Below are 331 nucleotides of genomic sequence, written 5' to 3'. Positions count from 1 at the left end.
CTTCGGCCCGCGTTGTGGTTACCTTCCGGTCATCGCCTTGTGTCCCGCTCCAGCAAAATATTGTGCCTCTGTATCAGGTACCACAGAGAGCGGTGTTTTGGCGGCAAGCACCCGCATGGCCAGCACTGTGAGAATTGCAAACATCCTGTTTTTCATGACCGAATCCCGAATAAGCGCTAAACGTCCCACCGCTTCAAACTCCCTGACTTCCCATTTCGGTATGGCAGGTGGCTACTTTGTCACGCGCCACGAAATGTGAGCAAGCCAAATCGTGGCGCGCAACCCCAGCAATGTCTGCAGCGCAGCCTAGGCTCTGTACGTAAAGTATTGT

1 protein-coding gene is annotated in these 331 nt (G+C 54.1%); it reads left to right on the top strand.

Annotation, left to right across the window (positions count from 1 at the left end; all coding sequences use genetic code 11):
- On the top strand, positions 1–259 hold a 259-nt coding region (locus tag ALO43_RS31150; RefSeq protein WP_217999771.1), incomplete at its 5' end, for a hypothetical protein.
- Positions 260–331 lie beyond the last annotated feature (72 nt).

Source organism: Pseudomonas tremae, from assembly GCF_001401155.1.
Lineage (GTDB): Bacteria > Pseudomonadota > Gammaproteobacteria > Pseudomonadales > Pseudomonadaceae > Aquipseudomonas > Aquipseudomonas tremae.
This window is presented reverse-complemented; position numbering and strand designations above follow the sequence as displayed.